Origin of the sequence: Peribacillus sp. FSL H8-0477 (assembly GCF_038002765.1) — a bacterium.
Classification (GTDB): Bacteria; Bacillota; Bacilli; order Bacillales; family DSM-1321; genus Peribacillus.
The window spans coordinates 1715702-1735045 of record NZ_JBBODE010000001.1 but is presented as its reverse complement, the minus strand read 5'-3'; the positions used below and the strand labels follow the sequence as shown (position 1 = coordinate 1735045).

At 38.7% G+C, this 19344-nt stretch carries 19 protein-coding genes; 15 read left to right on the top strand and 4 right to left on the bottom strand.

Annotated features, from left to right (window positions below; all coding sequences use genetic code 11):
• Window positions 1-276 precede the first annotated feature (276 nt).
• A complete protein-coding gene (locus MHI18_RS08830; RefSeq protein WP_340846988.1) occupies window positions 277-678 on the top strand; it encodes a YugN-like family protein in 402 nt (133 codons plus the stop codon).
• A gap of 284 nt (window positions 679-962) precedes the next feature.
• Here MHI18_RS08830 and MHI18_RS08825 read toward each other — a convergent pair whose 3' ends face one another.
• Window positions 963-1772 (bottom strand): potassium channel family protein, encoded by an 810-nt coding sequence (locus tag MHI18_RS08825; protein ID WP_340846987.1) that lies wholly within the window; start codon window positions 1770-1772, stop codon window positions 963-965.
• 139 nt (window positions 1773-1911) lie between these two features.
• Window positions 1912-3198, bottom strand: coding sequence for a glycoside hydrolase family 18 protein (locus MHI18_RS08820; RefSeq protein ID WP_340846986.1), 1287 nt, complete (start codon window positions 3196-3198; stop codon window positions 1912-1914).
• A 173-nt stretch (window positions 3199-3371) separates the two neighbouring features.
• Between MHI18_RS08820 and MHI18_RS08815 the strand changes: the two genes are divergently transcribed.
• On the top strand, window positions 3372-3575 hold the full coding sequence (locus tag MHI18_RS08815; protein ID WP_040374861.1) for an alpha/beta-type small acid-soluble spore protein: 204 nt from the start codon (window positions 3372-3374) through the stop codon (window positions 3573-3575).
• A 49-nt stretch (window positions 3576-3624) separates the two neighbouring features.
• Here MHI18_RS08815 and MHI18_RS08810 read toward each other — a convergent pair whose 3' ends face one another.
• Window positions 3625-4374 carry a glycerophosphodiester phosphodiesterase gene (locus MHI18_RS08810; protein WP_340846985.1) on the bottom strand — a complete coding sequence of 250 codons (750 nt, stop codon included), beginning with the start codon at window positions 4372-4374 and terminating at the stop codon, window positions 3625-3627.
• 189 nt (window positions 4375-4563) lie between these two features.
• Between MHI18_RS08810 and MHI18_RS08805 the strand changes: the two genes are divergently transcribed.
• From MHI18_RS08805 to MHI18_RS08760, 10 genes are all read left to right on the top strand, one after another.
• Entirely contained in the window at window positions 4564-5385 is an 822-nt protein-coding gene (locus tag MHI18_RS08805) for an undecaprenyl-diphosphate phosphatase (protein WP_040374859.1), read from the top strand.
• 264 nt (window positions 5386-5649) lie between these two features.
• Window positions 5650-7032, top strand: a complete 1383-nt coding sequence (locus MHI18_RS08800; RefSeq protein ID WP_340846984.1) for an amino acid permease — start codon at window positions 5650-5652, stop codon at window positions 7030-7032.
• Window positions 7033-7190: 158 nt separating this feature from the next.
• Window positions 7191-8510 (top strand): APC family permease, encoded by a 1320-nt coding sequence (locus MHI18_RS08795; RefSeq protein ID WP_340846983.1) that lies wholly within the window; start codon window positions 7191-7193, stop codon window positions 8508-8510.
• 236 nt (window positions 8511-8746) lie between these two features.
• A complete protein-coding gene (locus MHI18_RS08790) occupies window positions 8747-8950 on the top strand; it encodes a hypothetical protein (protein WP_340846982.1) in 204 nt (67 codons plus the stop codon).
• 531 nt (window positions 8951-9481) lie between these two features.
• The gene (katA, locus tag MHI18_RS08785) at window positions 9482-10942 is read left to right on the top strand and encodes a catalase KatA (protein WP_340846981.1); all 1461 of its coding nucleotides are present in this window, start codon (window positions 9482-9484) and stop codon (window positions 10940-10942) included.
• A gap of 551 nt (window positions 10943-11493) precedes the next feature.
• On the top strand, window positions 11494-11823 hold the full coding sequence (locus MHI18_RS08780) for a hypothetical protein (protein WP_340846980.1): 330 nt from the start codon (window positions 11494-11496) through the stop codon (window positions 11821-11823).
• Between the two features lie 118 nt (window positions 11824-11941).
• On the top strand, window positions 11942-12217 hold the full coding sequence (locus MHI18_RS08775) for a 2TM domain-containing protein (protein WP_340846979.1): 276 nt from the start codon (window positions 11942-11944) through the stop codon (window positions 12215-12217).
• 157 nt (window positions 12218-12374) lie between these two features.
• A complete protein-coding gene (locus MHI18_RS08770) occupies window positions 12375-12626 on the top strand; it encodes a GlsB/YeaQ/YmgE family stress response membrane protein (RefSeq protein ID WP_340846978.1) in 252 nt (83 codons plus the stop codon).
• Window positions 12627-12761: 135 nt separating this feature from the next.
• Entirely contained in the window at window positions 12762-13064 is a 303-nt protein-coding gene (locus MHI18_RS08765; protein ID WP_340846977.1) for a hypothetical protein, read from the top strand.
• Window positions 13065-13212: 148 nt separating this feature from the next.
• Complete coding sequence (locus MHI18_RS08760; protein WP_340846976.1) at window positions 13213-14466, top strand: methyl-accepting chemotaxis protein; 1254 nt, start codon at window positions 13213-13215, stop codon at window positions 14464-14466.
• A gap of 45 nt (window positions 14467-14511) precedes the next feature.
• Here the strand turns inward: MHI18_RS08760 and MHI18_RS08755 are convergent, their stop codons facing one another.
• Window positions 14512-14646 (bottom strand): hypothetical protein, encoded by a 135-nt coding sequence (locus MHI18_RS08755; protein WP_268870053.1) that lies wholly within the window; start codon window positions 14644-14646, stop codon window positions 14512-14514.
• Window positions 14647-14833: 187 nt separating this feature from the next.
• Here MHI18_RS08755 and MHI18_RS08750 point away from each other — a divergent pair, with 187 nt between their 5' ends.
• From MHI18_RS08750 to MHI18_RS08740, 3 genes are all read left to right on the top strand, one after another.
• Window positions 14834-15700: an STAS domain-containing protein gene (locus MHI18_RS08750; protein ID WP_340846975.1), complete on the top strand. Its 867-nt coding sequence runs from the start codon at window positions 14834-14836 to the stop codon at window positions 15698-15700.
• 185 nt (window positions 15701-15885) lie between these two features.
• Entirely contained in the window at window positions 15886-16719 is an 834-nt protein-coding gene (locus tag MHI18_RS08745; RefSeq protein WP_340846974.1) for a hypothetical protein, read from the top strand.
• A 156-nt stretch (window positions 16720-16875) separates the two neighbouring features.
• Window positions 16876-19251 carry a penicillin acylase family protein gene (locus tag MHI18_RS08740; protein WP_340847624.1) on the top strand — a complete coding sequence of 792 codons (2376 nt, stop codon included), beginning with the start codon at window positions 16876-16878 and terminating at the stop codon, window positions 19249-19251.
• Window positions 19252-19344 lie beyond the last annotated feature (93 nt).

Sequence of the window (19344 nt, the reverse complement as noted above, 5' to 3'; positions counted from 1 at the left end):
ATAGTTTTTTTACTATCGAGTTCGGCCGTTAGCGGTGCCGCCAGCCAATCATCAATTTCATCGTCACACTTAGAAAAGCAGCTAACGAAACTCCAAGGAGAGATTGAGAAAATAAACCAAAGTGATAAGGATGACGAAACTAAGTAAAAAGAGATCGAACAACTACAGATTCAGATCCCAACAGATACACTAGAAATTTGAAAGACAGGCTCTTTCTTCGGATGATTTATCCGGTGTGGGTAAAGCTAATCTAAAGTAGAAAAAGGAGATGTTTGAATGATTGAGTTGTCTTCTTCACTTTCAGGTAAGGCTTTTTCACTGTCTGATTTAGAACAAAAGTTGAAACCGCTGGGTTATTCAATTGGTGGGAATTGGGATTATGAACATGGGTCTTTTGATTATAAAATGGATGATAAGGAAGGGTATTTATTTTTACGATTGCCATTTAAAGCAGTTAACAGCGAGCTCGATTCTGCAGGTGCTGTCGTAGAACTGCAACAGCCCTTTTTATTGTCTCATGTCTACCAGGATAGTGTTGATCCAGAGGGTAATATCGGGAATGTAACCGCTGCTTTTAACCAATTTGCTGAACCGAAGGATAAGGATGGGGAATTTCCTGAAGACTATATTTCTCTTGGTCAGGCTCATTTGCATGAGGTCGAAAAGTTACTCTTATAATTGCTCCAGTAAAAGACCTTGTCCTTGGAGAAGGTTTCAGTAGACAAAAGAGGCTTTGAATGGTTTCATTCTGAACCTCTTTTGCTTTTTTCAGACCAAATAGGCCTTTAATTTTATGTTTAGAAAGTCAATTGATTGAAGTCGACACCTGCGGGAACAGCGGGACAGGTGAGACCCTGCAGGAGTGTAAGCATTGATACGGCTCACCGCCCGCCCGCGGAAAGCGAAACACCTGGAAAGGAAATCAACTTCTCGATTTTAAAGGTCATACCCGAGTTTGTTTTTTACTTGGAGGGAAGCTCTTCCTCTTCAAAAACAGTTTTACCGGTAATAAGTGCCTTAACCATATAAAAACTGGCGAATTTATTGGTTTCAATTAATCCGTTTGCTCCGGCTCTTAAGGCGTTAAGACGCTGTTCTTCTGTAAGGATCTCAATTAAACAATAGATCGCAGGATTCAGTCCTTTAACGGCTAGAAGGGTAAGGATTGAAAACATGTCTGTGTGAAATTCATTCTGCTGTAAATCAGCTGTAATAAGAATTTGTTTTGCTTCATGAATGTTTGCTTTAAATAAGACGTTATCTTCAGCAGCTCGTCCATGAATGAAATGAATGTTTGTACGCGGCAGTGGATGTCTGGGTAAAGATTCATCAATTAAGACAATAGGCAGCTGTGGTTCTCTTTCGTGCATATCCGCGATAATATACCGAGAGCGTTCATTCCACCCTACAATGATTAACTGATCTTTCCCCTTGAATGGTTTTTTTCCCTCAATAAAGGACTTCTCTGAGGAAGCGGCTACTGCCGCAATGGAGGCGAAGTAAGTGGCAACAATACCAGCTCCAGAAAAAATGAGAACGATCCCAACCGCTTTACCCAAAGGCGTTACGGGAACGAAGTCCCCATATCCAATTGTCCCAGCAGTTACTATCGCCCACCATATCCCATCAAAGAACGTAAAGGTTTGTGGTTCTACTAGATGAATAAGAGTGCCGAATCCCAGCAGAAATAGACAAATAATCACGAGCAGCCGAGCCAGCCGCGGCCAGCGTGGATAGCTGTCATAAAATTGTTTTACTCTTACTCTTAGCATGTTTGTCACTCTCCTTAATTCCATTATGTACAAAAAAAAATGGATTCATAAGGCGGTCATTTATTTAGTTACAAGTAGTCTTTCAAAAAGAAAAAAGCTGTGCTCAAAGGTTCGGGACCTTTTGAGACAGCTTTTCTGTTTATGCCCGTTTCCGTACATTGAAGTTATCGCTGATTAAGAGCCAATTTTGCGGGAACGCGAGACCTAGTTTCCAATAACTCATTCCTCGTAGTTTTAATTCTTTAAGAAGGTCAAATTTCGCCTGAATGGAGCGGGCATCTTCAAACCATACTTCATGCTGTTTATCATCGTTATCAGTATATGTGTAATGGGGGGCTTGAGCGGTTTGATCGTATTCAATGGTCACTTGGTAGTCAGCGGCAATTTCGATTGCTTGTTGTGGACTGACAGCTTTTGCAGTTGTTCCCTGTACAAAAGGAAGAGTCCAGTCGTAACCGTATAAATTTTGCCCCATAAGAATCTTGGAAGAGGGCATTTCCGTGATGGCATATTCTAATACCTTCCGAACGGGACCAATTGGAGAAACGGCCTGTGCTGGTCCTCCGCTGTATCCCCATTCGTATGTCATGATTACGACAAAATCAACAATTGCGCCAATCGCTTTATAATCATGAGCTTCATACCAGCGGCCTTTTTGCTCTGCACTGGTTTTCGGAGCTAAGGCAGCGGATAATAGCCAGCCCTCTTTTTGAAAACGTGTTTTCATTTTTTGAAGAAATTGACTATATGCTATGCGGTCCTCGGGTCGAAGATATTCAAAATCAAAATGAATGTCTTTGAATCCATACTTCTTTGCTGTTCGGATAATCGTGGTCACAAACTTAGTTTGTATGTCCATATCAGTCAACAGAATCCGTCCGAGTTCATCATTAAATTGGTCATTTTCCTGATTGGTAATAACCATCATTAAAACATTGCGATTATTTCTAGCAATTTCGGCAAAGTTATTTAGGAGCGGCTCTTTAAGAGAACCGTCTCGCTTTGCTTGGAAACTAAACGGTGCTAAATAAGTTAAGTACGGTGCATTCTCTATAGCACTTTGCTCTAAGACAGTTGATACTTTGGATCCACGCGGCTCAATATACGCATTAAATTCGGCTGTTGTTTTTGTTCGAGCTGGTATATAAAGCCGGTAACCAACGGAGAGCTGTTGATTTTCTGAAAGGCCATTTATTCTCGCTAGTTCTTGATACGGAACGTTTACCTTCTGCGCAATACTATAAAGGGAATCTCCTGGCTGAACGAAATAATAACTGCCTACAATAGGGATCACGATATTTTGTCCGACAACTAAGTTGGTTGGGTTCGGAATTTTATTCGACTCAATCAGTCTGTCTACCGTGACCCCATATGTTGATGCAATACCTGACAACGTTTGATTTGGCTGAACAACATGTATTTGCAAAGGAATATCCTCCTTCTTATAGATGGCATGCCATAAAAGAAAAAGACTTCATTATTAATGTATGAGAAAAGATTTTATTCATGATAAGTGAATAAACAACTTTCAATAAATTGGCAAACATACAAAAGGGGAGATTAGTAAATCATTAATAGTAGAGAGGAGGTGAAAGACATATGGCAAATAACAACAGCAGCAATGATTTAGTAGTACCAGGAGCAGAACAAGCACTAGAACAAATGAAGTATGAAATCGCTTCTGAATTTGGAGTAAATTTAGGTGCAGAAACAACTGCTCGTGCGAACGGATCGGTTGGTGGAGAAATCACTAAGCGTTTAGTACAAATGGCTGAACAACAACTAGGCGGATCGTCTCGTTGATAAAACCTAATAAATATGGATTAAAGAAGGGGCTGATGCCCCTTCTTTTTTATATTGATTCGAGATCTTGTTTAGTTTGAAGAATGCCTATAGCGGCTTCAGGAAAATCAGTCATTATCACATCTACCCCGAACTCAGCCATTCTAAGGATCCATTCCTTTGTATTAGCTACCCACGGCCGTACAACATATCCTAGTTCTTGTGCCTGCTTGTTTAACTCTTTGGTTAGACTAGGCGCATCTGGATGAAATCCTGCTTCCTTCTTTTTAGATAAAATATTGACAATATCATCTGGAAGACCTTCAAATAGTAATGCACGCTCGATGTCGGGTGCGAGTTTTTTTACTTCTGCAATAGAAGAATGATTAAAAGAAGAAAGAACAATACGGCTTTCTAAATGATAGTGACGGATTAAGGATATGACCTTTTGCTCAATAGCAGGATAGTTCAGCTTATCATTTTTTAACTCTACATTCATAATCAGTTTATTTGCTGAAGCCCATTCAAACACATCAGAGAGGAAGGGGAGGCCCTCTCCAGAGAAAGCAGGTGAAAATTTCACCCCAGCATCAGCTTTTCTTAATTCAACTGCAGTATAATCCTTAACAAAGCCAGTTAAGTTGGTCGTTCGATTAAGAGTTTCGTCATGAATAATAACAAGTTCGCCGTCTTTAGTAAGATGGACATCGAATTCAATGCCATCAGCACCCACTCTTTCGGCTTCGATAAAAGCAGCCATTGTATTTTCAGGATGTGTACCTCTTGATCCTCGATGAGCATAAACACTAATTTTTTTCACTACATTCACTTCCTTTTACGAGGTGTCTCTAGCTATTTTTCCCTATTTTACGTCGTATCTGACAATATTTCACCTATTATCTTAGACAATTTTCTATACAACCGGTAAAATCGACCGTATGCAAGAAAAGAAATAATAAATATACTGTTAATTAGAGCTGAATAAGATCAAACGAGGTGGAGTTAAGAAATGTGGGAAATATTTGTTGCAATAGTCCTTGGATTGGTTGAGGGACTAACAGAATTTGCACCAGTTTCGTCAACAGGTCACATGATTATTGTCGACGATTTTTTATTTAAATCAAATGAGTTATTTGGAGACGAGATTGCCAATGCTTTTAAGATAATCATTCAGCTAGGTTCTATTCTTGCTGTAGTGGTTCTTTTTTGGAGCCGTTTTATGGACTTGCTTGGATTGAAGAAAATGGATTCTTCAGCTCCTGCTGGTCAAAAGAAACTCAATTTATTGCAAATCATTGTTGGATTACTTCCAGCAGCAGTACTAGGTCTTGCTTTTGAGGATTATATTGACGATCATCTTTTTTCAGTAAAAACGGTCGCAATTGGATTATTTATTGGTGCTTTCCTTATGATTGCTGCTGATAAGCTGCATCCGAAAATTAAGACTGAAACAGTTGATCAGATTACCTATAAACAAGCCCTTGGTGTTGGACTTATTCAATGCTTGTCATTATGGCCTGGATTCTCGCGTTCGGGATCAACAATTTCCGGAGGGGTTCTCCTAGGAATGAGTTATCGGGCTGCAGCAGATTTTACCTTCATCATGGCCGTACCGATTATGGCTGGAGCTACCCTTTTAAAAGTGGTTAAATATTGGAGCTTTTTTACACCTGAAGCGATGCCGTTTTTCATTGCAGGCTTCATTAGTGCATTTGTGTTTGCATTATTTTGTATTAAATACTTCCTGAAGTTGATTGAAAAAATTAAATTGACTCCATTTGCCATTTATCGAATAGTACTAGCAATCATCCTTCTGTTTATTGTTTGGTAAGGTTCCGATTGCTGGAAATGAATAGACTATATAAAACTCTCGTCTCATATATATGGGACGAGAGTTTTATTGTGTTACCTGACATTGCTTATCGAAATATGTGTAAAGACTAAATAGATACTAGATTTTGTTAGATACTATATAAAACAGGCATGATATAAACCAATTCATTTAAAAGGAACTTGACTTCGACAAAAATCGACAATATACTGCTATTTGATGTATTAATTCAGAATTTTTTTGTATTTAATCAGGAGGACTCCCATGAACCAAATATTTCGAAAAAAATCAATAAATGATTTACTTGTTCAAGGTCAGCGAAAAGATCTAAATCGTTCGATGGGATTACTTGATTTAATTTTCCTAGGTGTCGGTTGTGTCATTGGAACTGGGATTTTTGTTATCACTGGTGTAGTAGCTGCAACCAGCGGCGGACCTGCCATTATGCTTTCCTTTGTCCTTGCTGGCATAGCGTGTGCGCTGGCAGCCTTTTGTTACGCTGAGTTTTCTTCTGCTGTACCGGTATCAGGTAGTGTTTATACATACACCTATGCAACATTAGGAGAAATCTTTGCCTTTTTGATTGGCTGGGACCTAATATTGGAATATATTCTTGCCATTGCAGCAGTTGCAACAGGTTGGTCTGCGTACTTCCAATCACTTATTGCCGGCTTTGGTATGGAAGTGCCAAAAGTGTTAGCATCTGCTCCTGGAATGGGATCCGGCGGACTAGTTAATTTACCCGCTGTATTAATTATTTTGTCAATCACGGCGCTTGTCAGTCGTGGAGTAAAGGAAAGCATTACATTTAATAACATTATGGTATTTATTAAATTAGGAGTCATTTTGTTGTTTATTGTTACAGGAATCAACTATGTAAAACCTGAAAACTGGACCCCCTTTGCACCATTTGGATTAGAAGGGATTGTTACCAGTGCTGCAACAGTATTCTTTGCCTATATTGGCTTTGATGTGATTGCTACAGCATCTGAAGAAGTGAAAAATCCGAAGAGGAATATGCCAATTGGAATCGTTACATCTTTATTAATCTGTACAGTATTGTATATAAGTGTATCCGCTGTGCTGACAGGAATGGTTTCGTATACCCAGCTAAATGTGGCGGATCCTGTATCCTTTGCACTTCGTGTGGTTGGACAAGATTCCATGGCTGGAATTATATCTGTAGGGGCAGTTGCTGGAATTACAACCGTAATATTAGCGTTGATATATGCACAGGTGCGTCTTTCTTATGCAATGAGCAGAGATGGTCTCCTGCCTAAAACCTTGGCTAAAGTGAATTCGAAATTTAAGACTCCGTTCATCAATACTTGGATTACCGGATTCGTAGCAGCTGGAATTGCTGGTTTCGTTGATTTAACTACCCTAGCTCATTTGGTTAATATGGGGACATTAGCAGCTTTCACGCTCGTGTCACTTGCTATTATTGTGCTGCGTAAAAGTCATCCTAATTTGAAAGCGTCCTTCCGTGTGCCTTTTGTTCCTGTCCTGCCGGCCATCAGCGCATTGCTATGTCTCTATTTAGCTTCGAGTCTGCCGCTGATTACTTGGATTTCATTTGTTATTTGGCTGTCGATTGGGACGATTATTTATTTTAGTTACTCCAAAAAACATAGTCATTTAAACTAAACACAAAGCCTTGCTTCTTTTTAAAGAAGCAGGGCTTTAAATTGTTGATTAAATAGCATTTTTCAGCCATAGTAAAGCCAACAATTAAATTATTCTTATATATTAAACATGTTATAATTACTACATTAAATTTATACATAGGTTATGGGGAGGATGCTTTGGGAACAGTACAGTTAAAGAAAAACATCGGCTTCTTTGTTGGAACATCATTAGTAGTTGGAACCGTAATCGGGTCCGGAATTTTTATGAAACCAGGAATTGTTCTTGAATCAAGCGGTGACTCAACGAGAGCACTCTTAGCCTGGTTAATAGGGGGACTCATCACCCTTGCCAGCGGGTTAACGATTGCCGAAGTAAGTACGCGTATTCCAAAAACCGGAGGGCTGTATGCTTATCTGGAGGAAGTATACGGCAGGATATGGGGATTCATATGCGGATGGGTTCAAACAGTTATTTATGGACCAGCAGTTATGGGAGCCCTAGGGTTATATTTTGGTTCGTTACTCGTTAGTTTTTTTCAGTTAGATTCCTCGTTATCAACAATCGTGGGTATTATAACGGTCATTTTTTTAGGTGTTGTGAATAGTCTAGGTACTCGTTATGGAGGAATGATCCAAAATGTTTCTACGGTTGCAAAACTGATTCCGATATTCGCCATTGCTATATTTGGAATCATTTTGGGAGATCAACCAGTATTAAATGTTTCGAGTGGGTCTTCAACAGCAGCTATTAGCATGGGAGCAGCAATACTGGCCACACTCTGGGCCTATGATGGCTGGATGAATGTCGGATTTATGGCAGGGGAAATGAAGGATCCTTCGAAAACGCTTCCGAAGGCAATTATTACAGGGATTTTAATTGTTATGGTTTCATACTTGTCTGTAAATGTAGCTATGCTTCATGTACTTACTGCAGAACAAATCATTGAACTCGGTCCCAATGCAGCAAATACTGCGGCTACGATTCTCTTTGGGGATTTTGGGGGTAAATTAATTACCATAGGAATTTTAATTTCTATCTTTGGCTGTTTAAATGGGAAAATTTTAACGTTTCCCAGAATTCCTTTTGCCATGGCGCAAAATGGATTACTGCCTGGATCCAAACAAATTTCAAAAGTTCATAAGACCTACAAGACACCAATGAATGCAACAATCATGCAAATGGTCATTGCAGTTATTATGATGATTGTTAGTGATCCAGATCGACTCACAGATATGGCCATTTTCTCAGTATTTTCTTTTTATGGCTTAGCGTTTTTTGCGGTGTTTATTCTCAGGAAGAAACAGCCGGATGTGAAGACGTATAAAGTTCCTTTTTATCCGTTAACACCAATTATAGCTGTAATTGGAACCATTTATCTGGTGGTTAATACGGTAATGGATAAACCCGCGGATGCACTTTTATCGATTGGAATTGGAATTATCGGACTTCCTATCTACTGGGTGTTGACGAGGAAAAAGAGCAGGGCATCTAACTAAAGTTCTCGGGCTTTCCCAAAAGGGGTACTTAAGCCCAAAATGAATAAAAAGAGAGAGGCAGAAATGTTGTTTTAACAACATTTCTGCCTCTTCAATTTTGCGTTACTTTACTTTAAAAAGGACATATGAGACAGCCCCTCAGTTTGTCGATAAAAGAGGTCCGGAATGTTTCATTCCGGACCTCTTTGAGTTTTGAACACTTTTCATGGAGGTTTTCTGGCTTATAAAGACTGTTCATGACATCTTTCAAGGCCGGCTTACTTCCAAATACAGATCATCTTGACCAGATCATAAAAAGTCCAGGGCTTCTTCCATTTTGCGGGCCAAATGGTACTCGGGAACAAGCTGGTCTAGTGCGACCATTTCAAGCTGACCACGTTGAATTAAATGGGTTTTTGAAAGGACCTTATCAAGTTTATTTAAAAATAGAACGGATTTGACTTTTGAGATTGCCTTTAGAAAGGCAGTTGATGGGAGTGTTAGCGTGAAGACTCCTGCGGGAAAAGCAGGACAGGTGAGACCCCGCAGGAGCGTAAGCGATGAGAAGGCTCACCGCCTGCCCGCGGAAAGCGAAACGTCTGGAATGGAAATCAACACCCCATTTTAGAAGATGAAAAATTATTTGGTTATGTCCTTTTTTAGTGAAGAAGGGTTAAGAATGATTGTCCAGCTTTCTTTTATAAATGTTTTTCTGGCATTGTAAATGAGAATGACAGTTAGAAATTTGCAATAAGTATCTTGGTGAATAGATAGAAGAAATCAACAGAGTAACATGAGGGATAATGCTCTTAATGTCTGCCTGAAAGGGATTAGAGCAAACATACAATTCATTTTTCTTGACATAAAATGTGAAATTTGAAGTAACAAATACATAGTATTAAATTAAAATTATTATAAATAAGTATTGATTTTTTTTTAATAAACGTTAGTATTATAAATGTGATTATTAATTATATGGGGTGATTTTTTTTATGACAGATCGTAAACTTACGACTAGCTGGGGTGCACCTGTTGGTGACAACCAAAATTCAATTACTGCCGGCCATCGCGGCCCTACATTGATTCAAGACGTATATCTTTTAGAAAAACTTGCACATTTTAACCGTGAACGTGTGCCTGAGCGTGTTGTACATGCTAAAGGCGGCGGAGCACATGGTTTCTTCGAAGTGACAAATGATATGTCACAATATACTAAAGCAAAACTATTTAATGGCACAGGCACAAAAACAGATATGTTTATCCGCTTCTCTACAGTTGCTGGTGAACTTGGTTCTGCTGATACGCTTCGTGATCCACGTGGATTTGCTGTTAAATTTTATACAGAAGAAGGCAACTACGATATCGTAGGTAATAACACGCCTGTATTCTTTATTCGTGATGCAATTAAATTCCCTGACTTTATCCATACACAAAAAAGAGATCCACAAACACACTTGAAGAACCCAACAGCAGTATGGGATTTCTGGTCTCATTCTCCAGAATCACTTCATCAGGTTTCAATTCTAATGTCAGACCGTGGTATTCCTGCTACATGGCGTCACACTCATGGTTTCGGAAGCCATACGTTCAAGTGGGTTAATGCTGAAGGACAAGCAGTTTGGGTGAAATACCACTTTAAAACTGAACAAGGTGTTAAAAACCTTGATGTGGATCTTGCTGCACAGCTTGCAGGTGAAAATCCTGATTACCACACTGAAGATTTATTCAATGCGATTGAAAAAGGTGATTTCCCTTCTTGGAAGCTATGCGTTCAAATCATGCCTGAAGAAGATGCAAATACGTACCGTTTCGATCCATTTGATGTAACAAAAGTATGGTCTCAAAAAGATTACCCGTTAATCGAAGTTGGCCGTATGACATTAAATAGAAACCCTGAGAACTATTTTGCTGAAGTTGAGCAAGCAACATTCTCACCTGGAACGCTTGTACCTGGTATTGAGCCATCTCCAGATAAAATGCTTCAAGGGCGACTATTTGCTTACGCTGATGCTGCACGTTACCGTGTTGGTGCTAATCATAATACACTTCCGATTAATCGCCCGAAAGTGGAAGCTGCTAACAACTTCCGTGATGGCGCTATGCGTCATGATGCTAACGGCGGTAAATCAGTATATTATGAGCCAAATAGTTTCGGCGGCCCTACTGAAACTCCAGAAAACAAAATAGCTCCATTTGCTGTTTCAGGAGTAGCTGATAGTGTTGCGTATGATGAACATGATCATTATACACAAGCAGGAGATCTTTACCGTCTACTAAGCGAAGATGAGCGTACTCGTCTTGTTGCTAATATCGTTGGTGCAATGAAACCTGTGACACTAGATGAAATCAAGCTTCGTCAAATTGGACACTTCTACAAAGCAGATGCTGAATATGGAACTCGTATTGCAGAAGGTCTTGGATTAGAAGTACCAGCAGCAGTTGTTCAAAGATAATAACAAAACTGCTCATTTTATTCTCTATAGATACAGGTATCCGTTTCGGAAACGGATACCTGTTTTTTTACTGTTAATCAGGATCGCAAAACCAATCCCCCAATCCCTTCCTGCAGATAAAGTATCTGCCTCAATATCTTTTCCCAATACATAGTTTTAAAAGTCGTGAAGATAGGGCGTAGTAACTTCAAGAAACAAATAGTGGTGTTACTGGATGGAATCCTGTATGAATGAAACGATGCGGGCTTGTTAAAGTCGCCGTAAGTTCCTTCCTGTTCAAACATTTAGCTGGGGTTTGACAGGGGAAATCATTGGCAGTGATTTAGGTAATGGATCTTATTAACTTCCTACCTAAGATTTTCCTAGTATATATATATTGCAAACCATGCTGAAAACCTTTTAAACTTAGTAGTGTCTAGGGATTTTTTCGGTGAGAGCATTGCTAATAAAAAAGGCTTTCATATTTATCTTTTTTCTGAATAAATTGTAGAAAAGAGGATAAATAGAGAGAGATGATCATAGATTGCATAGAGAAGAGGGTAATTAAGAAATTGAAAAGTAAAGCAGCTGTTTTAATAGGATTACTAATTGTATTACTGATTTTATTATTTGTATTTATGCGTCCAGGAATGGTAGCAGAACAAGTAGAGATAATAGAAAAATATTATCCACAGGGAGAAGCTGGTACAGCTATTGGTATCGAAACGAATGAAGTGATTGATGTAACAAAAAATGATGAAGGATCAAGCTGCGCAATGAAGTTCAGCAATGACAAAATCCTCGAAATAGATTGTGACCGCTATCTAGATTTTCGAAATCATGAGACGGTCTATATTGAATATGATGGAAAGCAAATAACGGATATTAGAAGAAAAAAATAATCAAATCGTAAACCTGCAGCTATTAGACTTCTTTAGCTGTAGGTTTATTTTTTTTGTTTATATGTAAATTTAATGTATTTATGTATAATATATCTAAAAGACTTTTAGGGGGTCTAAAATGGAGAGAAATGAACAATACCGTCAGGCGAAAAAAAGGGTTGAAAATCTATTTGGCTTCTATATTCATTTAGCTGTTTACCTGTTAGTGAATAGTATGCTCTTTATTATTAATTTCTTAACGGATGCTGGAAACTGGTGGTTTCTGTTCCCGCTCGGAGGATGGGGTGCTGGATTGTTCATACATGGGGTCACGACATGGGTACACAGCAGTATTGGTTATGACTGGAAAGAAAAAAAGATACAAGAATATATGGATAAAGATAAAAAGGGTTAATAAAGCACACACGCAAGACAGTCAATATGGCTGATTCCTCGCCTGTTCTACTCAGGTTCCATTCAAAGTTGGGTGTTTATTTATATTATTTTCCAACTAGCTATTCTAACTTGTCTATTCCCTTAATATATTTTCAAGGGAAGGGGGTGGAAGACGCTTGGAACTTCTTTGGATGTTAATTGTTGGTGGGATTATTGGCTGGCTGGGGAGTTTAATAATTGGACGTGATATGCCTGGTGGAGTCATTGGGAATATCGTTGCTGGATTTATAGGAGCATGGCTTGGTACGGCTATTCTAGGTTCAATCGGACCTGCTACTGGCGGATTTTACATTGTTCCTGCACTGCTTGGGGCAATCATAGTGGTTTTTATTGTGTCCTTAATTATGCGAAATACGAGATGGAGATAACCGCTATATGTTCAAACCCGTAAATATGATTTACGGGTTTTTTTGTATGATTTTTTTCGATGAGGCAGTGGTAAGTGGTATGATAGCTAACGTGTAGACTTTCTTCCGCTAATGGATAACTTGAGGTGTAAATGTATGAATAAAAGTGTAGTAGGTTTTTATTTAAGTATTGGAGCGTTAATTTCTGGTAGTATTTTAATTAGTATGATCATGGCAGGTATTTCAGCTAGTATTTTTGTTTATGGTTTGCTTGCCTTGCTATTCTTAGTTTGTACCTACCCTGCCTTTTTGCTGTGTTTGTTCGGAATATTTAAAAGAAAAGACCCTATTAGAAACGAAAAAAAATTCGCTTGGGCGGGTTTTCTGCTAAGTGGTGTATTTATTCTAATTGTATTTTTTATTATTTATACAGAGGGTAAAGTAGAACTAATCGGCTGACTTCGCATTTGAGGTCGGTTTTTTTTATAAGGTAAAAAAAACCAAATAGTTAGAAGTGTTTATAGTATAATAGTTATGCTAGATTGAAATAAAGAGTAGAGCTTAACTATGTAAGCGCTTTTAAACTAATTGTAAGGAGAATGAATCTATGCAGCTTTTCCAATATATTTTACGAACGAGTATCATTGTCATTCCAGCAACATTCACGATTGGTTTTTTTGTTTGTATCATGAACGGAATAGAGGGGAAAAGTTTTGTTATCAACCTTATATGTATTACGTTAATGGGCGGAGTAGTTGGAGTGATTTCAGCTTTTATAAATCATAGACGATTTATCAAACCGATAGAAAAGATTAATACGTTCTTCGAAAAGCTGGCAGATGGAGATATGAGAGATCGCTTAGAACCGGAGAATCTTGGTTTTCTTGCATCTGTGGCAATCAGTGTAAATTATGCGGTTGATTCATGGTCAAATGTATTAAATAAAGTTCAGGAATCATCGAAAAATATGACTGACTTTTCGATTAACTTGGCTCAAGGTACAGCACAAACAAATCAGGCCACAGAACATATTTCAACAGTTATTGAAGGGATTTCTCGTGGAGCAGATAATCAGGTGCGAGGTGTAAGTGAAACATCCAATGTGATTCATCAAATGTCTGAAAGTCTTGCTCAAGTTTCTACAAACGCGGTGACCGTAGTTTCAAGTATAAATAAATCAATGGAAAAAGCCGATGCGGGAACTAGTTCGATTGAATCTGCAGGAAGACAGATGGAATCCATCTATTCAAATGTCAATGAGTTAGCAAGAGTAGTCAGGGGATTAGGTGAACGATCGAAAGAAATAGGAAAGATTGTCGAAGTAATTACAGGGATATCAGCGCAAACCAACTTATTGGCCTTAAATGCGGCAATAGAGGCAGCGAGAGCAGGAGAACAAGGAAAAGGATTTGCAGTTGTAGCAAATGAAGTACGGAAATTAGCAGAACAATCAGGGGATGCTACACAGCAAATCACAGGGATTATCTCTCATATACAGACTGAAACACGTCAGGTGGTTGATACCATGGAATCCGTTAATGCAGAGGTCAGCGACGGAATCAATGTGATGTCAGGGGCAGGTGAATCTTTTACACAGATTCAGGAATCAGTTAATTCGGTATTTGAACAAGTAGCTCAAGTTTCTGCTGCGATTGAACAGATGACATCTGGAACAAATAGTGCTGTAAAATCAATGGATATGATCACTAATGCTGCTGCAGAGTCGGCTGCCTCCACTCAAAGTGTATTAGCAGCTACTGAGGAACAAGCAATTTCTATCCAAGAAATAAGTACGTTTGCTGAAACGTTAGCTAAGTTGGCAAAAGAAATGCAAGAGATGACACACACGTTCAAAGTATAATTGGAAAAGAGCTCTCACCTTGGTCTTAGGCGAGAGCTCTTTATTTTAATTGGTTTTCTTATCTTCAGCTTTATTTTCTTTCATGATTTTCTTAATCCTTCTGCCATGGTTTTTAGCATTAATTAAGCGAATCAGGTCCATCATATTTTCTGTTTCATTGTCATTATTTTTGTTAGACATAAATATCCCCCCAAAGATGATTAGTAAATACTCAGTTTTTATATAGTACCCAAATGAGAAATATGCAAACATCCAGAAAAATTGAATAGAAGATTGATGTTTTAAAATGGATAATTAGGCTATAAACGATATAAGAGAAAGTACGTATTAACTAGAATTAAATTAGTTGACGGTGGTGGAGGCAAACATGGAAGAATTAAAGCGATTAGGAGAAAAACTAATTAAAAATAAGTATATATTTGCTGAGCATATCGATCTTCTTCAAAATGATCACTTTTCCTTTGGCGGCATAATGGTAAGAGAGTGGCGTGCGGATCTTGTGCAAATACATGGAGAAGCTCTGATTTATGGAAAAGAACAAGCAGAAAAAAAGATGAGTACGGCTAGTTTGAATATAGGCAAAGTAATGGTGGAAAGCGGGTCTTCTATTAATCTTGCGATAGAGAATACCATGAACAGCCGCCATCTTTTTTGGAGCTTTATTGAAGAAGAAGTAAGTAATCAGAAATACGCTGTAAACATCCTCTTAAAAGCAATGTCCACTATCGATGCACTATTAGATATATCCCTTCGAAGTATTAGTTTGGGCTTCGTTAATCATTACAAGGAAACCACAAATATAACTTCAAAATCTCTACAGCATATAAAAAACCAAGAATCTGTCATAAAAACATTATCAACGCCTATTATTCAAACTGTACTGGATGGAGTCCTTCATATTCCCCTAAGCGGCGAGTTGAATGAAGAAAGAATGAAGGATTTGCAGAAAAAAGTAGTCAATGAATGCAAGGTTTTAATGGTAGATAGCGTGATTATAGATTTTACAGGAATAGCAGAACAGGATTCCAGTTTGTTTCCTATTCTTGAGAAACTGGTTCATTCTTTGTCTTCAATGGGAACAAAAACAATCTTTGTAGGTTTTTCGTCTTTTGTCAGTAAAGAAATAAAAGAGTACGGTTCTTTTAGCAAGGAATTCATTTACTCATCCTTCCGTCAGGCGATAAATGAGTTACTAAAAGATAGAGGGTTGAAAATAGGGCCAATCAGCCAATGACAACTTTTTAAATTTTCGCTAGTATTGAAAGAGTGTTTAAGATGTTTAGGTAAGGGTATTATAACTATGGAAGTATTGTCTTTTTGAGAAGAAAAAGCAGCAGCAGGAGTCTCCTGCTGCTGCTTTACGATTCCTAATCTGACTTATTTTAATGATAATGTTACACACTTTAAGGATGATCAGATATGCATAACAATAAAGAATTATATACATTTTTATTAGACCACTCTGCTGAAATCTCAACTACATGGGCCAAATCCTTTAATGACGAGTGGGTGTCCCTATTTTCAACTGATGATTCAGTGCAGCTGAGTAAAATAACCTATCAAAATCAATTATTTATTATCCATCTCAGTAAGGTATTTCTCGTCGAACAGGGGCTGTTTTTTTCTTCGCTTGATAGCTGGATTAAGCAGGTTGCAGGTAAACTTCATGGAAAGAAAGCCTCCATTCATCAAGTAATTGTGGAGCTGCGCAGAATAAGAATGATCTTTTGGGAAGCGATTGGAGAATTTGTTCAACTAAATGATAAGAAAGTGGCTCATAAGGAAATTTTGCTTTGGAGTGATTTAGTTTACATTGCTTTTGAAGAGATTATTGAATCATTTCTTCAATATTATAAACAAGCAGATCGTGAACGTGTACAAGATGAGGCAACTACGAATGAAGATATACCAACCCAAGCTACCTTACTTAAAGAAGGATTAGGTCTGGTTTCTCTTTATCCAAATAAAGATCAAAAATATTCAGCCGTATTTCTTCGTGAGACACTTATATCTTGCAGAAAAAAAGAAATTCATACGTTAATTATTGATTTATCTAATTTCGATGTCATTGAAAAGTCAGATGCTGAACGAATTTATCAGTTGTGTTCTTCGTTAAATGCCGTTAGTGTCTCCTATTATTTGTCGGGATTGACAGAGACCTTAAAAGAAGATGCCCGTCATTTGAATGAGGGCCTTGAAGATCTAGTCATTTATCCTGATGTATGGTCAGCTTTAAAGGTATGCTGCCTATAAGAACACAGGCAAAGCTCAAGTGTCTCTTCACTTGGACTTTGTATCTGTGTTTTTTTGTTTTTTGTAAATTAGAGTAGGGATGTAAGGCGCTTCAGTCGAATACTAAGGTTAGCGGAAAAAAGCAGAATGAATAACATATTAGGGAGAGATGATGAAATGGGGGCAGTTTTACCTCAAATTAAGCCGAAGCGTAAGTGGAAAAAACGCGCTTTATGGATAGGAGCAATTCTCCTTTTCTTGCTGCTTGCTGTTTGGTTAGCCGTTACTATATACCTTAATCGATTATTGCCGCAGACAGAAGGAGAAATTTCGCTTCCTGGATTGACAGAGGAGGTAACGGTAACAAGAGATGCTTCGGGTGTGCCGCATATTAAGGCAAATAATGAACATGACCTATATCTAGCTCAGGGATATATCCAAGCTCAGGATCGATTGTTCCAGATGGATTTAAGCCGGCGCCAAGCATCTGGACAGCTAAGTGAAGTTATAGGTGATAAAGTACTTACTAATGACAAGTTCTTTTTGACTTTGGGGTTAAGAAGAGCAGCCGAGGCATCCTATGATCAATATACAGACAGCGGAAAAGCCACACTGGATTACTTTGCCGAAGGTGTTAATCTATATATGGAACAAGTTAGGGAAAGTGGGAAGTGGCCGATTGAATTTACCCTTCTTAGTTATGAGCCTGAGCCATGGACACCTGTTGATTCATTAACGATTGGTAAATATATGGCTTTCGATCTTGGCGGAAATTGGGAGTCGCAGGCATTTAGACAGTATTTGCTGGAGAATTTCCCTGAAGATAAAGCATATGATTTATTTCCAGATTATCCAAAAGGATCTCCGTACATAATTGGGAAAGAGTCACTCGATATTGATAAAAGCTTTGCAAATGCCGTGATACCTCATGAATTTAATGGCAGTAACAATTGGGTTGTAAGCGGGAGTAAAACGAAGTCAGGGAAGCCGCTGCTTGCTGATGATCCTCACTTGGGGCTTGCAACACCATCGGTTTGGTACCAAATGCATTTAGAAAACCCGAATGTAAATGTAAGCGGTGTCATATTTGCGGGAGTCCCTGGAATCATTCTAGGTCATAATGAAACCATTGCATGGGGCGTAACCAATACAGGACCTGACGTCCAAGATCTTTATATTGAAAAAAGGAATCCTGCAAATGCTGCCGAATTTTCCTATCAAGATAAGTGGGAAGCTGCGGAAGTCATTAAGGAACCGATTAAAGTTAAGGACGGGAAGACAATTGATTATGAAGTAACAGTGACTCGCCATGGACCTGTTATTTCAGAGTTTGCTGGTAAAAGCGGGAAGGATACCGTTTTGGCATTACGCTGGACTGCACTCGATCCATCAGCCGAACTTGAGGCGATATTGAATATGAATAAAGCAAGCAATTGGGATGAATTTGAGCAGGCGCTTCTTAGATTTGAAACTCCGGCCCAGAATTTTGTATTTGCGTCTACTGATGGCACAATTGCATATAAAGCAAATGGCAGCATTCCCATTCGGAAGAAGGGTGATAGCTTACTCCCTGTTCCAGGCTGGACAGATGAGTATGAATGGACAGGATTTATACCTTTTGATGAGCTTCCTAAAGTTGTAAACCCTGCGGAAGGTTTTATCTCAACGGCTAACAATAAAGTCATATCTGATGAATATCCGTATCATATCAGTAATGATTGGGCTCAACCCTATCGGCAAATGAGAATTCAGGAAGTACTGCAAACAAATGAAAAGCTGACAGCCAAAGATATGCAGAATCTCCAAATGGATAAAAAAAATCTGCAGGCAAAAGAATTTGCTCCGCAGCTTGTCCAGGTACTGAATGGTTCAGTCAAAAAAGAAGACCAGCAAGTGTTGGATATTGTAGACAAATGGGACTTTATTGATAGTGAAGACCAGGCAGCGCCCCTCGTTTTTAATCTTTGGATGCAAAATATAGCTGAGGTATTGTTTGTGAAACAAATCCCTGAAGATACACTTGCTCTATTTAAGGGCAAACGACAAGCGGTAGATGAACTGCTGCGCAGAGCGCTGGAAGGGAACGAGGGACCTTGGATGAAAGATAATGGGGGTCTAGAAAAGGTACTGTCAGAATCTTTTCAGAAGACGGTGACTGATATTAAGGAAATGCAGGGAAGTGATCCTGCGGATTGGCACTGGGGAGAGTACCATCAGCTTTCCTTTGCACATCCATTATCGAGTGTTTCACCTCTAAATTATTTATTTAATAAGGAAGGCAGCATTCCAGTCGGCGGGAGTAATGTGACCGTTCAAGCAGCAGCCTTTAAGTCAGATGGAATTGTGAATCATGGCGGATCCTGGCGATTTGTCATTGATATAGAGAATATGAAGCAGGCCTACCATCTAGTGGGACCAGGTCAATCAGGCAATGTGAAAAGTAAATGGTATCATGATCAAATGACTAGCTGGGCAGAAGGGACGTATCATGTTACCCAATTAGAAAAAGTAAAAGGTAAAGTGCTGACGCTGACTCCTGCAGGTAAGGATTGATTCTACAGCGGCAGTTTGACTAGGGGAATCTAGTTATTTTCCATGTGAAAATACATAGATTTTATAGCAGGTTAATAATTCAGAGGAGATGAG

Coding starts and splice junctions, on each gene's coding strand:
- MHI18_RS08830 (WP_340846988.1), top strand. CDS start 277: ATGATTGAGTTGTCTTCTTCACTTTCAGGTAAGGCTTTTTCACTGTCT.
- MHI18_RS08825 (WP_340846987.1), bottom strand. CDS start 1,772: ATGCTAAGAGTAAGAGTAAAACAATTTTATGACAGCTATCCACGCTGG.
- MHI18_RS08815 (WP_040374861.1), top strand. CDS start 3,372: ATGGCAAATAACAACAGCAGCAATGATTTAGTAGTACCAGGAGCAGAA.
- MHI18_RS08805 (WP_040374859.1), top strand. CDS start 4,564: ATGTGGGAAATATTTGTTGCAATAGTCCTTGGATTGGTTGAGGGACTA.
- MHI18_RS08800 (WP_340846984.1), top strand. CDS start 5,650: ATGAACCAAATATTTCGAAAAAAATCAATAAATGATTTACTTGTTCAA.
- MHI18_RS08790 (WP_340846982.1), top strand. CDS start 8,747: ATGACATCTTTCAAGGCCGGCTTACTTCCAAATACAGATCATCTTGAC.
- katA (WP_340846981.1), top strand. CDS start 9,482: ATGACAGATCGTAAACTTACGACTAGCTGGGGTGCACCTGTTGGTGAC.
- MHI18_RS08775 (WP_340846979.1), top strand. CDS start 11,942: ATGGAGAGAAATGAACAATACCGTCAGGCGAAAAAAAGGGTTGAAAAT.
- MHI18_RS08765 (WP_340846977.1), top strand. CDS start 12,762: ATGAATAAAAGTGTAGTAGGTTTTTATTTAAGTATTGGAGCGTTAATT.
- MHI18_RS08760 (WP_340846976.1), top strand. CDS start 13,213: ATGCAGCTTTTCCAATATATTTTACGAACGAGTATCATTGTCATTCCA.
- MHI18_RS08755 (WP_268870053.1), bottom strand. CDS start 14,646: ATGTCTAACAAAAATAATGACAATGAAACAGAAAATATGATGGACCTG.
- MHI18_RS08750 (WP_340846975.1), top strand. CDS start 14,834: ATGGAAGAATTAAAGCGATTAGGAGAAAAACTAATTAAAAATAAGTAT.
- MHI18_RS08745 (WP_340846974.1), top strand. CDS start 15,886: ATGCATAACAATAAAGAATTATATACATTTTTATTAGACCACTCTGCT.
- MHI18_RS08740 (WP_340847624.1), top strand. CDS start 16,876: ATGGGGGCAGTTTTACCTCAAATTAAGCCGAAGCGTAAGTGGAAAAAA.